The organism is Stenotrophomonas sp. YJH_SMC_123 (assembly GCF_059368215.1).
Genome location: NZ_JCAFRM010000002.1, coordinates 457292 through 471485, shown reverse-complemented (window position 1 = coordinate 471485; position 14194 = coordinate 457292). Strand labels below are relative to the sequence as shown.

Sequence of the window (14194 nt, the reverse complement as noted above, 5' to 3'; positions counted from 1 at the left end):
TGACTGCATGACCGAATTCATCCCGCCCGGCACCCGCTTCCACGCCCTGCCCTCGCCGTTCCCGTTCAAGCGCGGTGGCGCCCTGCACGGCGCACGGGTGGCCTACGAGACCTGGGGAACGCTGGCCGCTGACGCCGGCAATGCGATCCTGATCGTGACCGGCCTGTCGCCGGATGCGCATGCGGCGGCCAACGAGGCCAATCCTGCGCCGGGCTGGTGGGAAGCGATGGTTGGCCCCGGCAAACCCATCGATACCCGCCGCTGGTTCGTGGTCTGCGTGAATTCGCTGGGCAGCTGCAAGGGATCGACCGGCCCCGCCTCGATCAACCCGGCCAGCGCTGAGCCCTACCGCCTGGACTTCCCCGAGCTGTCGATCGAAGACGGCGCTCGCGCCGCGATCGAAGTCGTGCGTGCGCTGGGCATCGCGCAGCTGGCCTGCGTGGTCGGCAATTCCATGGGCGGGATGACCGCGCTGGCCGTGCTGATGCTGCACCCGGGCATCGCGCGCAGCCACGTCAACATTTCCGGCAGTGCGCAGGCGCTGCCGTTCTCGATCGCGATCCGCTCGCTGCAGCGCGAGGCCATCCGTCTCGACCCGCGCTGGAATGGCGGCCACTACGACGATGCCGAGTACCCCGAGTCCGGCATGCGCATGGCGCGCAAGCTGGGCGTGATCACCTACCGCTCGGCACTGGAATGGGATGGCCGCTTCGGCCGCGTGCGGCTGGATTCGGACCAGGCCGACGACGATCCGTTCGGGCTGGAATTCCAGGTGGAAAGCTATCTGGAAGGCCACGCACGGCGCTTCGTGCGTTTCTTCGATCCCAACTGCTATCTGTACCTGAGCCGTTCGATGGACTGGTTCGACCTGGCCGAGTACGCCGACGGCGACGTGCTGGCCGGGCTGGCGAAGATCCGGGTGGAGAAGGCACTGGCGATCGGCGCCAACACCGACATCCTGTTCCCGGTGCAGCAGCAGCAACAGGTCGCCGACGGCCTGCGTGCCGGCGGTGCCGATGCGCGCTTCATCGGCCTGGAATCGCCACAGGGCCATGATGCCTTCCTCGTCGATTTCGAGCGTTTCGGCCCGGCCGTGCGCGGCTTCCTCGACGCGCTGTAAGTGGCGTGGCGGCGTAACCTCGCGCTGGCCGCCTTCGGCGCGCTGACCGCCTTGATGATCAGCGGTGTGCTGCCGTTGTGGCTGGGTGGCTGGTGCCTGCTGGCCAGTGCGGTGTCGTTCGGCCTCTATGGCCATGACAAGCGCGCGGCGCAGCGAAAGCGATGGCGCATTCCCGAGCGCACCCTGCAGCTGCTGGCCTTCGCCGGAGGCTGGCCCGGCGCGCTGCTGGGCCAGGCGCTGTTCCGCCACAAGCATCGCAAAGCCGCATTCCAGTGGGTGTTCTGGCTGTGCGTGCTGGCCAACGTGGCCTCGATCGCGGTGATGCTGCGCGAGTTCTCCCATTGACCGGCCTGTAGAGCCGAGCCCATGCTCGGCTGGCTTGCTTCCGGAGCCGAGCATGGGCTCGGCTCTACAGTAGATCCACGCCATGCGTGGATGTGCCGACCAAGGTCGGCATCTACCGAAGCACTTCGCGCTCCAACACCCCATCGCGCAACCGGTACTGCGCATCGACCACGCCTTCGGGCAGGTCGTCGTGGGTGATCATCAGCAGGCTGCGCCCGTCCAGCAACCCGGAAAGGTCCTGCAACAGCGCACGTGCGGTATCCACGTCCAGGCCTTCGGTGGGTTCGTCCAGCAGCAGGATCGGCGCATTGCGCAGCAACGCGCGCGCCAGTGCCAACCGCCGCGCCTGGCCGGCCGACATCGTCGCGCCGTTCTCGCCCACCCAGGCCTGCAGGCCACCGTTGCGCTCGGCCCAGTCGCCCAGGCGCACGCGACGCAGGACCGCCCACAACGCGGCATCACGGGCGTCGGGATCCCCCAGCCGCAGGTTCTCGGCCACGGTACCGGCAAACACCGGTGCGTTCTGCGGAAGCCAGGCCAGCTGGCGGTGCCACTCGGCCTGGGCGACGTCGCGCAGGTCGCGTCCGCCATAGGTGATTCGCCCCTGTTGCGGATCCCACAACCGCAGCAGCAGGCTGGACAGCGTGGTCTTGCCACTGCCGCTGTCGCCACGGATCGCGATGCGTTCCCCCGGCGCCAGGGTCAGCTGCAGGCCGGACAACACCGGCCGCGCGGCACCTGGCCACTGGAAGTGCACGTCATCCCAATGCACGCGCGCCGCCTGGGGTACCGGCTGCGGCGTCTGCGGATCCTCCACCGTCGGCGGTTGTTCGACGATGGCCTGCAGGCGGTCGGCAGCAATGCGCCCGGACTGCAGCGACTGCCAGGCCAGGCCCATGCCGGCCCAAAGTTCGATCAGCGCCACGGTCAGGAAGACGAGGCCCGCGGCCATTTCCGGCGCGATGTGCTGCTGTTCGGCGGCGTGCAGGGCCAACGCCAGCATCGCCACCAGGCCCAGCCCCGCCACCAGGCCGTGCAGGGTCGAGGCCGCGATCAGGCGCCAACGCCGACGACGATCACGCGAGGCCAGCTGCTTGGCGGCCACGCGTACCTTCAGCTGCCAAGCCGCATCGGCATGCAGCGCAGCCAGGTCACCGGCCCCCTCCAGCCCTTCGAATGCAGCGGTGCGCAACGCCGCGCGGTGCGCGGCACGATCGGCCTCTTCGTCGTCATGGCCACGCACGCCCAGCCACGGCACGCCGAAGGCGATCAGCAGCGCCAGCACCGCCAGCAGTACCGCCGCCGAGGGCAGGATCAGCGCTGCCGAGGCAACCGCCACCAGCGACAGCGCGCCCAGCGCCACCAGCGGCCCGATCGCACGCACCAGCAGCCCATCCACTTCGCCGATGTCCCCCAGCAGCCGCGCCAGCAGCTCGCCGGTGCGCGTGGCGCCCAATCGTGCCGGCGCCAGTGGCAGCGCGCGGCGGAAGAACCACACGCGCAGGTCGCGGGCGATGCGCAGCGTGGCATCGTGGCCGACCAGCTTTTCGAAGTAGCGCGACACGATGCGCGCCATGGTCAGGCCACGGATGCCGGCCGAGGGTGAGAAGAAGTTGAAGCCCTGGCCGAGGCCGGCCGCACCGGCCAGCGCGGCCGCCGTGAGGAAACCACCGGACAGGCCCAGCAGCGCCGTGCCGGCCAGCATCGTGGTCCACAGCAGCAGCAGGGTCAGCAACAGGCGCGGCCGGTGCCGCAGGAATATCGCGCGCAGCGAATCAGGCGAACGGCTCATGCGCGCACCGCCTGTGCCGGCTCGACCAGGCGGCCTTCCGGCAACAGCAGGCAACGATCGGCCCAGGCGATCACCGCCGGGCTGTGGGTGGCGACCACTACGCTGCGCCCGCGTGCATACGCGGCCAGACTGCGCAGCAGCGCCGCCTCGGTATCGGCATCGAGGAACGCGGTGGGTTCGTCCAGCAGCAGCACCTGCGGGTCGCGCAGCAGCAGGCGGGCCAAGCCGATGCGGCGCGCTTCGCCACCGGACAGGCCGAAACCACGCTCGCCGATCACCGTATCCAGCCCCTGCGGCAGGCGCTGTGCGAACTGCAGTACCTGCGAGGCCTCGGCCACCGCGCGCAGGCGCGCATCGCTGGCGCCGGGATCGGCCAGGCGCAGGTTGTCGGCGATGCTGCCGTGGAACAGGTACGGTCGCTGGCTGGCATAGGCCACCTGCACGCCGGGGCGCAGCTGCAGCTTGCCGGCACGCGGCGGCAACCAACCGGCCAGCGCCTCCAGCAGCGTGCTTTTGCCGGACCCGCTGGGACCGACCAGGGCCAGGCGCTGGCCCGGCTCCAGCAGCAGGTCCAGATCCCGCAGCACATCCTGCGGCGCCCCCAACGGGCGCAGTACCAGTCCTTGCGCCTGCAGTGGCGGCAAGGCGGCCTCGGCCGGCTCCACCGCCAGCGGCGCAACCTCGTTCTCGATCAGGCCCTGCTCGTCCGGCAGCGACTGCAGCAGGCGTTCCACTTCGGCGGCGGCGGCCAGTGCATTGGCGCGATCGTGGTAGTGCGCAGCCAGCCGTCGCAGCGGCGCATAGAACTCCGGCGCCAGCAGCAGGCAGAACAGGCCCGCACCCAGCGTCGGCACCGCTGCATGCAGCGACATCATGCCCAGATAGCTCAGGCCCAGGTACAGCGCCACCATCGCCACGCTCACCGAGGCGAAGAATTCCAGCACGGTGGACGACAGGAAGGCGATGCGCAGCACCTTCAGGGTGCGCACGCGCACGCCTTCGGCGGCGGCCTCGATGCCGGCCAGTTCGGCTTCGCCGCGGCCATACAGGCGCAGCAGGCCCAGGCCCTTGATGCGGTCGGCGAAATGGCCGCTCATGCGCGCCAGCTCGCCCAGCTGCGCGCGCCCGGCGGCTTCAGCGCCCCAGCCCACCAGCATCATGAAGAACGGCACCAGCGGCGCGGTGAACAGCAGGATCAGCGCCACCACCCAGTCCACCCAGGCGACAGCGGCCAGGATCAGCAGCGGCACCACCACCACTTCGGTGCGCACCGGCAGGAAGCCGCTGTAATAGCTCTCGATCGCATCACCGTGATGCAGCATCAGTTCGCCCAGTTCACCGGTGCGGCGCTGCCGCAGCCAGAGCGGGCCCTGGCCCAGCAGGCGCGCGAACACGCGTTCGCGCAGTGCCAGCCGGGCGGCGTCGGCCACGTCACCGGCGGCGGCCTGGGTGGCGCTGCCCAGCAGGGTGCGCAGCACCAGGATCACCGCCAATCCCGCCAGCACCGGCAGGCCAGAGGCCAGCGGCACGCGCTCCACCAGCACCTGCTGCACCAGCCAGGCGATGGCGGCAGCCTGGCCGATCAACAGCGCGCCGGACAGGCTGATGCACAGCGCGGCCAAGCGCTGGCGGCCCCGGGCGGAGCGTGCCAGGTCGGCCAGCCAGGCCGTGCGCACACGCCGCTGGCGGGCGGTTTCAGCTTCCGGGGACAGGCCGTCAGGGGTCGTTTCGGCAGCGCTCAAGAGGTCTTCACGGGCAGCGGGGGAGACACGGCATTGTAGGCGCAGGCAATAGCCCGCCCCTGCGGCCGGCGGTCGCAGTCTTCATCAGGTTGGCATACGATCAACCGGGGCACCTGTTCATACATTGATCTGGATCAAGGCTGTTTGAAGTAGTCGGTCACATCATTCACGTCGTAGACCACCCTTCCCGCCACCTGCAACGGCACTATCCAACGAGGTAGCCAGGCCATGATTGATCAGACAGTCGTAGAACTGTCGCGGCTGCAATTCGCGCTGACCGCGATGTACCACTTCCTATTCGTACCGCTCACCCTCGGCCTGTCCTTCATGGTGGCCATCATGGAGAGCGTGTACGTGATGACCGGCAAGGAGATCTGGCGCAGGATGACCCTGTTCTGGGGCGTCCTGTTCGGCATCAACTTCGCCATGGGCGTTGCCACCGGCATCGTCATGGAATTCCAGTTCGGCATGAACTGGTCCTACTACAGCCACTACGTGGGTGACATCTTCGGTGCGCCACTGGCGATCGAAGGCCTGATGGCGTTCTTCCTGGAAGCGACCTTCGTCGGCCTGTTCTTCTTCGGCTGGAACCGCCTGAGCAAGGTCAAGCACCTGATGGTGACCTGGCTGATGGCGCTGGGGACCAACCTGTCGGCGATCTGGATCCTGGTGGCCAATGGCTGGATGCAGAACCCGACCGGCGCGGTGTTCAACCCGGAAACCATGCGCATGGAAGTGGTCGACTTCATGGCGGTGGTGTTCAACCCGGTGGCGCAGGCCAAGTTCGTGCACACCGTCAGCGCCGGCTACGTGACCGGTGCGGTGTTCGTGATGGCGATCAGCGCCCTGTTCCTGCTGCGCAACAAGCACAAGGACCTGGCCCGTCGTTCGTTTGCGGTGGCCGCGGCGTTCGGCCTGCTGTCATCGCTGTCGGTGGTCGTGCTGGGTGACGAGAGCGGTTACGCCGCCAGCGAACACCAGAAGATGAAGCTGGCCGCGATCGAGGCGATGTGGGAGACCGAGCGTGCGCCGGCCGACTTCACCGCCTTCGGCATCCCCAACCAGGAGACTCACCAGAACGACTACGCGGTGAAGATCCCCTACCTGATGGGCCTGATCGCCACCCGCTCGTTGAACCAGCCGATTCCCGGCATCCTGGAACTGGTCGAGCGCGCCGAACACCGCGTGCGTGGCGGCCAGCTGGCCTACGGTGCATTGGAACGCCTGCGCGCCAACAAGAACGACGTTGAAGCGCGCGAGATGTTCGACCGCCACTGGCAGGACCTGGGCCACGGCCTGCTGCTCAAGCGCTATCGCGATGACATCCTCAACGCCACCCCGCAGGAGATCTCGCAGGCGGCGATGGACACGGTGCCGCGCGTGATGCCGTTGTTCTGGACCTTCCGCGTGATGGCCGGCCTGGGCTTCTACCTGATCGCCTTCTTCGCACTGGCCTTCTACTACTCGTGCCGCAACAACTTCCAGGACAAGCGCTGGTTCCTCAAGCTGGCCCTGTGGACGCTGCCGGCACCGTGGATCGCGATCGAGTGCGGCTGGTTCGTGGCCGAGTATGGTCGCCAGCCGTGGGCGGTCGATGGCGTGCTGCCGACCTTCTATGCGGCGTCGGGCCTGGCCCTGCATGAAATCGTGCTGACCCTGGCCGGCTTCACTGCCATCTACACCGCGCTGATCGTGGTCGAGATCAAGCTGATGCTCAAGGCGATCCGCAAGGGTCCGGACGAGGTGCTGCCGTCGCTGCAGTCGCCCCAGCCGCATGCTTCCCACAATGCCTCGGCGCCGGCCGCCGGCCAGGCCTGAGGCAGGAGAACCAAGATGGATTTCATTCTTCTGGACTACACCACGCTGCGCGTGATCTGGTGGCTGCTGCTCGGCATCCTGCTGATCGGTTTCGCCGTGATGGATGGTTTCGACCTGGGCGTGGGCACCCTGCTTCCCTTCGTCGCCCGCAACGACGCTGAGCGCCGGCTGGTGATCAATACCATCGGCCCGGTCTGGGAAGGCAACCAGGTGTGGCTGATCCTGGGCGGCGGCGCGATCTTCGCCGCCTGGCCGCCGCTCTACGCGGTCAGCTTCTCCGGGTTCTACCTGGCGATGTTCGTGATCCTGTTCGCGCTGATCCTGCGTCCGGTCGGCTTCAAGTTCCGCAGCAAGATGCCCAGCGAGCGCTGGCGCAACACCTGGGACTGGGCGCTGTTCATCGGTGGCTTCATACCGGCGCTGATCATGGGCGTGGCGGTGGGCAACGTGGTGCTGGGCGTGCCGTTCCACTTCGATGACAGCATGCGCATCTTCTACACCGGCTCGTTCTTCGGCCTGCTGATGCCCTTCGCACTGCTGGCCGGCCTGCTCAGCGTGTCGATGCTGGTCGCCCACGGTGCCGCCATGCTGGTGCTGAAGACCGACGGCCCGGTGGCCGAGCGTGCGGCCCGCTTCGGCAGCATCGCCGCGATCATCGCTTTCGTGCTCTTTGCGGTCGGCGGCGCCTGGGTGGCCTTCGGCCTGCCGGGTTACCAGATCACCTCGCAGGTGGTCACCGACGGCGCCACCAATCCGCTGCTGAAGACCGCCGAACTCGGCGCCGCCGGTGGCTGGATGCGCAACTACAGCACGATGCCGGCCACGATCCTGGCCCCGCTGCTCGGCCTGGCCGGCCTGCTGGCCAGTGCGGTGCTGCTGCGTGCCCGCCGCGGCGGCCTGGCCTTCATCGCCTCCGGTGCGGCCATCGCCGGCATCATCCTGACCGTCGGCTTCGCCATCTTCCCGTTCCTGCTGCCGTCCTCGAGCCAGCCCACCTCCAGCCTGACCGTGTGGGATGCCTCGTCCAGCCACCTGACCCTGTGGATCATGCTGCTGGCCACGGCGGTGTTCCTGCCGATCATCCTCGCCTACACCACCTGGGTGTACCGCGTGCTGAAGGGCAAGACCACCACCGAAGAGATGGGCAACAACCCGAACGCGTATTGATTGCTTGCACGTGTGCCGACCAACGGTCGGCACCTACCCGGAATGAAGGAGACTGATCATGTGGTATTTCGCCTGGATTCTCGGTGCCGGCCTCGCCTCGACGGTGGCCATCCTCAACGGCATGTGGTTCGAAGCCCGCGAGCAGAACCGCATCGAGAAAGAAAATCGTCGCTGAGCTGTAAAAAAACCTTGCCGCCTTGGCCTTCACACGGTATCTTAGGCGGCTCCTTCGGGGTGTAGCTCAGTCTGGTAGAGCGCTACGTTCGGGACGTAGAGGTCGCAGGTTCGAATCCTGTCTCCCCGACCACTTCGGTGGTCGCATTGAAGCCTGGTGAAGTCGTCCAGGCTTTTTTGTTCCCTGAAGTGGCACTGCTTCGGCAGTGTGAAGAAAACAGCATTCACCCCTTGCCGCCATCGGGGTGAATCGCTAGAATAGGCGGCTCCCTTCGGGGTGTAGCTCAGTCTGGTAGAGCGCTACGTTCGGGACGTAGAGGTCGCAGGTTCGAATCCTGTCTCCCCGACCACTTCGGTGGTCACCAAGAAGCCTGGAAGACATCACTGTCCTCCGGGTTTTTTTGTATCAGGCACCTGGCCGCCCGCATGACGGGACCTTGCCGGAGCCCGCACGTACAATGGCCGCGCTGCCGGCCCGACAGCAGCCCCTCCCCCACCTGCCGCTTCGGCGTAGACCGATGCCGGCGCTGCATGCCATTGCCCCGGCGTGCGACACCTGCAAGGACCACCGATGAGTTCCTCCCCTTCCGATTCGCCGTCGCTGCTGCACGGCCGCGTCCTCGCATTCGCCGCGATCCTGCTGGCAGCGATCAACCTGCGCACCGCGGTCACCTCGATCACCCCGCTGCTGGACGTGCTCGGCCAGCAGTTCGGTTTCGGTGCCACCATGACCGGCGTGCTGGGCATGCTGCCGACCGCGTCGTTCGCACTGTTCGGCGTGGCCACGCCGGCACTGGCGCGGCGCCTCGGGCTGGAGCGCACCACGCTGCTGGCGATGGTGATGGCGATGGCCGGCCTGCTGCTGCGTTCCAGCGCCGGCAACGTCGGCACGCTGCTGTTGGGTTCGGTGGTGGCACTGGCCGGCATGGGCATCGGCAACGTGGTGGTGCCGCCGCTGGTGAAGCGCTATTTCGCCAACAAGGTCGGCACCATGAGCACGCTCTACATCAGCGTGCTGCAGCTGGGCACGATGCTGCCGGCGCTGCTGGCGGTGCCGGTGGCCAACGCCGCAGGCTGGCGCGTGTCGCTGGGCATGTGGGCGCTGCTGGCGCTGGCTGCCGCACTGCCGTGGCTGGTGCTGGCCACGCGCGCGCCGAAGCCGCAGTCCAACGTGTCCGATCCGACCGCGCAGCCGCATGGCAAGGTCTGGCGCACGTCACTGGGCTGGAGCATGACGCTGATGTTCGGCATGACCTCGCTGATGACCTACTCGATGTTCACCTGGCTGCCGCGCATCGTGGTCGAGGCCGGTGGCACGCCCGCGTTCGGTGGCGTGATGGTCGCCGTGTTCTCGGCGCTGGGCCTGCTGCCATCGCTGGTCATTCCGTCGATGGCGGTGCGCATGCAGAACCCGTTCCCGCTGGTGCTGATTGGCTTTTTCTCGTTCGTGATCGCCTTCACCGGCCTGCTGCTGGCACCGATGAAGGCCCCCCTGCTGTGGGCCTGCCTGCTCGGCGTCGGCCCATCCACCTTCCCGCTGGCACTGACCCTGATCAACCTGCGCACCCGCACCCCGACCGGCTCGGCGGCGCTGTCCGGCTTCATGCAGGGCGTGGGCTACAGCTTCAGCTGCCTGGGCCCGTTCCTGGTCGGCTGGCTGCACACGGTCAGCGACGGCTGGACCCTCCCGTTCAGCTTCCTGTTCGGCTGCGCCGCCCTGATGCTGTGCGCTTCGTGGGTGGCCTGCAAGCCGCGCAAGCTGGAAGATCTCTGGTAAGCCACGTGGGGCCCGCAACCGGGCCCGCCTACCATTCGTCAGCCCGTCTGCGCATTTTGACGCCGGGCTGACAATTCCGGGCGGATAGTGCCCACGAATGCCCATCCTTGCCGCGTGCCGGCATCGGGCATGGGGGCGGCAGCGCCGCCCGGGCCACCACTCGGTGTGCGGGGGACTTTCGTTTCAGACAAGACATCGCAGGTCGCTGTCCGGGTTGTATCCGTCTTCGCTGGGCGGGAATGCACGAAGGGAGTGACGCGGGCCACGGCCACGCCAAAAGCTGGCATGTGATGTGCGTCACATTTTTCAGGTTGTCTGGTTCGGAAGCCAAGGGGGTCCCCAATGGTTGTCCACCGCCGGCTGGCGCTCTGCGTCGGCCTCGCCTGCACCGCCCTGGCCTGGGCGAGCAGCGCTGCCCCGCCCGACCGCGAAGCAGCGTTGGCCGAGATCGGCCGCTATCGAGACCAGGCGCGTTGGCTGGACGCCCTGGGCGCGATCGAGCGCGCCAGCCAACAGCAACCCAACGACGACCTGCTGTTCAAGCTGCGCGTATTGACGCTGGGCGACATCGGCAACGCCTGGCGTGCGTGGGAGCTGTACCAGCAGCGCCCGCAACTGTTCGACGCTGCGCAGAAACAGCGCCTGGAGGGCGACTACCTGGCCAAGCTGGTGGTCTGGAGCCTGGCCCACAGCAGCAGCGAGGACAGCCGCCTGGAAGAAGCCGAATCGACCCTGGCCCGCATGCAGCGCTACCTCGGCGGAGAAGGCACCCCGCCCTCGCAGGCACCACTGCGGATCCGCATGGACCGTCTGATCCTGCTCAACCGGCTGGGCCGCCATGCACAGGTCCGCGAGGAAGCGCGGGCACTGCAGGCCGAAGGCCACACCCTGCCCGACTACGTGCTGCCCGCAGTGGGCGATTCGTTGATGGGCACCCTGCACCCTGAAGAAGCCATCCCGGTGCTGCAGGCGGCCGTCGCTGGCGACCCGACGCGCGACGCCTCGCATTCGGAACTGGCTTACGCCTACCTGGAAAGCGAGCAGCAGGAAAAGGCCATCGACCTGCTGCAGGCATGGCGCGACAAGGAGCCGGCGTGGCGCTGGAGCAACGGCAAGTCGCCGTACGCGAACTGGTCGCGCTACGAGGCCGATCTCAACCTGGCGATGGTGCGCGCCTACAGCGGCGACCTGCACACCGCGCAGCACGACCTGGAGTCGATGGTCGAGATCGCACCCGGCAACGGCGGGCTGCAGAGTGCGCTGGGCAGCGTCTACATGATGCGCGGCTGGCCACGCCGGGCGCTGCAGCGCCAGCAGATGGCACACGCGCTCGATCCGCGGGACATCGAACCGCGGCTGGGCATGGAAGAGGCCTATGTCGCCCTGCAGCGCGACGACCTGGCGCGGCCGCTGCACGATGACCTGGTTGCACGCTACCCCACCCAGCCGGCAGTCGAACGCATGGACCAGGCCTGGCGCGCGCATCGCGGCTGGCAGCTGAAGGCATGGACCGACATCGGCCGCAGCTCCGGGGGCGGTGGTACTTCGCCCCTGGGCAACAACGACCGCCACTACGGCGTGGACGTGGAGACGCCGATCCTTGATGACCGCTGGCGGTTGTTCGCCCTCGCCGACCGTCGCGTGACCGACTTCCAGGACCAGCGCATCGATCCCCTGTGGCTGGGTGCGGGCGTGCGTTACCGCTTCGGGCAGCTGGATGCGGAAGCGGCGGTCCTGCGCGCCAACGATCACATCGGCGACACCGGCCTGCGCGTCGGCGTCGGCTGGCAGTTCAACGATTCCTGGCACGCCGGCGTGGTGGTCGCACGCAATGACCCGGAGGCCTCGATGCAGGCGCGCGCGGCCGGCATCACCGCCGACAGCGTGAGCGCACAGGTGGACTACCGGCGCAGCGAGCTCACCCACTGGACGTTCGGCGCGAGCCGCTTCCGCTATGACGACGGCAACCACCGCGAGCTTTTCGGCACCAGCGTCCAACAGCGCCTGCTGACCCGCCCACGCTGGCTGGTCGATGGCCTGGCCAGTGCCTACACCAGTCGCGGCAGCCGCGATGATGCGCCCTACTTCAACCCGAAGCGCGACCGCATGGTCGAGATCGGCCTGCGCATCGACCAGCAGCTGTGGCGGCACTACGAGCGCCACTTCCGGCACCGGCTGACCGTCTCGCTGGGCGACTACTGGCAGGACGGCTTCGGCAGCGCGTTGGTGCCGTCGGTGTCCTACATGCACGAGTGGCAGCTGGGCCCTGGCCGCGTGTTCGAGTATGGCGTGCGGTGGTCACGACCGGTCTACGACGGCCATCGCGAGCGCCATATCGGCTTCGAAGCCGCATTGCGCTGGGGAGACTGACATGGCCCGCTTCCTGCGACTGATCGTGCTCCTGCTGCTGGCCTGCGTGCCACCGGCGTTCGCGCAGCAGCCCCTGCATCTTGATGCGATCGACAACGGCCTGCTGATCCTCAGCTACCACGACATCCGCGACAAGGTGGCCGCCAAGGGTGATGCCGATTCCTATGCGGTGAGCACGCAGAACTTCGCCGCGCACCTTGACTGGCTGGGCGCGCACGGCTACCACCCGGTTTCGCTGTCGCAGCTGATCGAGGCCTCGCAGGGCCGCGCCACGCTGCCTCCCAAGCCGGTGCTGCTGACCTTCGACGATGGCCTGCGCAGCGTCTACGACAAGGCCTTCCCGCTGCTGCAGGCCTACCACTACCCGGCCCTGGTGGCGGTGATCACCGATTACGTGGACATGGCACCGGGCCGCACCATCGACTACGGCTACCGCCCGTTCGGCCACGATGACTTCGTGACCTGGGCGCAGCTGAAGCAGATGCACGACAGTGGCCTGATCGAAGTGGCCAGCCATACCGACGACCTGCACCACGGCGTGCTTGCCAATCCGCAGGGAAACTCCACGCCCGCCGTGGTCACCCGCATCTACACCCCGGCCACGCGCAGCTACGAGAGCGGGACACAGTATGAGCAGCGCCTGCGCACTGATCTTTCGCGCAGCGTGCAGCGCATCCAGCAGCACCTGGGCGTGCGCCCGCGCGCCATCGTCTGGCCATATGCCGCGTACAACCAGTTGAGCAACGACATCGCCGAGCAGCTGGGCATGCCGGTTTCGTTCGACCTGGAAGGCCGTAGCACGCCAGTGGCCCGCGACCTGCACGGGCTGGCACGATTGCTGGTGAGCAACAACCCGACCGTGGAAGGCCTGGCCTACGAACTGCGCCGAGACGTGGCGCTCGATGGCATCCGCGCCCTGCAGATCGATCTGGATGACATGTATGACCCGGATCCAGCGCAGCAGGCACGCAATCTCGATGCATTGATCGAGCGGGTCAAGCGCATCGCGCCGACCCATGTCTATCTGCAGGCCTTTGCCGACCCGGACGGCAACAACACCGCCGATGCGCTGTATTTCCCGAACCGGCACATGCCGATGCGGGCGGACCTGTTCAGCCGCGTCGCCTGGCAGCTGAAATCCCGCGCGGGCGTGAAGGTCTACGCGTGGTTGCCAGTGCTCGGCTTCGAACTGCCCGACCCGGAGCAGCGCAAGGTGCTGGCGATCCGCAATGGGGATGCCGACGGCATGTACCGGTTGGATTTCACCAACCCGAAGGCCAGGCAGATCATGCTCGACATCTACGAGGACCTGGCGGTCAATTCCTACTTTGAAGGCCTGCTGTTCCATGACGACGGCTACCTGCGCGACACCGAGCTGCCCGCCCTGGCGGCCGGCGAAGATGGCAGCGCACGTACCCAGGCACTGATCGACTTCACCCTGGCCCTGCGCAACAGCGCGCAGCGCTGGCGGCCGAAACTGGCAACGGTGCGCAACCTGTATGCCGAGCCGGTACTCCGCCCGCAGAGCGAAGCCTGGTTCGCGCAGCGCCTGGACCTGTTCAACAAGGCCTACGACCAGACGGCGCTGATGGCGATGCCGTGGATGGAAGGCAGCAGGCACCCCGAGCGCTGGCTCGACCAGTTGCTGGCCGCGGTACGCGCGCACGACCCGCAGCTTCAGCACACGCTGTTCGAGCTGCAGACCGTCGATTGGCGCAGCGGGCAGCCGATTCCCGCCGGGCGCCTGCGTGCGCAGATCCGCCAGTTGCAGGCGCAGGGCGTGCACCACTTCGCCTGGTACCCCGATGACTTCATCGCCGACTAGCCCTCCACCCGCGATGCCCGCGCGGCAATGTCCGCCGGCAACTTCCCGTACCCGGAGAAGTGAC

General features: G+C 67.6%; 9 protein-coding genes, 2 tRNA genes and 1 pseudogene. 10 read left to right on the top strand and 2 right to left on the bottom strand.

Annotated elements, in window-relative coordinates:
- Positions 1-7 precede the first annotated feature (7 nt).
- Positions 8-1120, top strand: a complete 1113-nt coding sequence (gene metX, locus AC5P5W_RS07180) for a homoserine O-acetyltransferase MetX (RefSeq protein ID WP_032958152.1) — start codon at positions 8-10, stop codon at positions 1118-1120.
- On the top strand, positions 1121-1465 hold the full coding sequence (locus tag AC5P5W_RS07175) for a DUF1294 domain-containing protein (RefSeq protein WP_014647770.1): 345 nt from the start codon (positions 1121-1123) through the stop codon (positions 1463-1465). It abuts the gene before it with no gap.
- 112 nt (positions 1466-1577) lie between these two features.
- On the opposite strand, the gene cydC is transcribed toward AC5P5W_RS07175, so the two are convergent.
- Both cydC and cydD read right to left on the bottom strand, forming a co-directional pair.
- On the bottom strand, positions 1578-3257 hold the full coding sequence (gene cydC / locus AC5P5W_RS07170) for a thiol reductant ABC exporter subunit CydC (protein WP_197574865.1): 1680 nt from the start codon (positions 3255-3257) through the stop codon (positions 1578-1580).
- Positions 3254-4999, bottom strand: coding sequence for a thiol reductant ABC exporter subunit CydD (gene cydD / locus AC5P5W_RS07165; RefSeq protein WP_111187912.1), 1746 nt, complete (start codon positions 4997-4999; stop codon positions 3254-3256). Before cydD ends, cydC begins: the two co-directional genes overlap by 4 nt.
- A 228-nt stretch (positions 5000-5227) precedes the next feature.
- On the opposite strand from cydD, the gene AC5P5W_RS07160 reads away from it, so the two are divergent.
- From AC5P5W_RS07160 to pgaB, 8 genes and pseudogenes are all read left to right on the top strand, one after another.
- Positions 5228-6817, top strand: a complete 1590-nt coding sequence (locus tag AC5P5W_RS07160) for a cytochrome ubiquinol oxidase subunit I (protein ID WP_005410352.1) — start codon at positions 5228-5230, stop codon at positions 6815-6817.
- Between the two features lie 15 nt (positions 6818-6832).
- A complete protein-coding gene (cydB, locus tag AC5P5W_RS07155) occupies positions 6833-7984 on the top strand; it encodes a cytochrome d ubiquinol oxidase subunit II (RefSeq protein WP_014647773.1) in 1152 nt (383 codons plus the stop codon).
- Between the two features lie 58 nt (positions 7985-8042).
- On the top strand, positions 8043-8159 hold the full coding sequence (gene cydX / locus AC5P5W_RS07150) for a cytochrome bd-I oxidase subunit CydX (RefSeq protein WP_005410354.1): 117 nt from the start codon (positions 8043-8045) through the stop codon (positions 8157-8159).
- 55 nt (positions 8160-8214) lie between these two features.
- A tRNA-Pro gene (locus AC5P5W_RS07145) sits at positions 8215-8291 on the top strand.
- Positions 8292-8431: 140 nt separating this feature from the next.
- A tRNA-Pro gene (locus tag AC5P5W_RS07140) sits at positions 8432-8508 on the top strand.
- A 221-nt stretch (positions 8509-8729) separates the two neighbouring features.
- Positions 8730-9935 carry an MFS transporter gene (locus AC5P5W_RS07135; protein ID WP_197574867.1) on the top strand — a complete coding sequence of 402 codons (1206 nt, stop codon included), beginning with the start codon at positions 8730-8732 and terminating at the stop codon, positions 9933-9935.
- A gap of 342 nt (positions 9936-10277) precedes the next feature.
- On the top strand, positions 10278-12305 hold the full coding sequence (gene pgaA / locus AC5P5W_RS07130; protein WP_197574868.1) for a poly-beta-1,6 N-acetyl-D-glucosamine export porin PgaA: 2028 nt from the start codon (positions 10278-10280) through the stop codon (positions 12303-12305).
- 1 nt (position 12306) lies between these two features.
- A pseudogene (pgaB, locus tag AC5P5W_RS07125) lies at positions 12307-14193 on the top strand (poly-beta-1,6-N-acetyl-D-glucosamine N-deacetylase PgaB).
- Position 14194 lies beyond the last annotated feature (1 nt).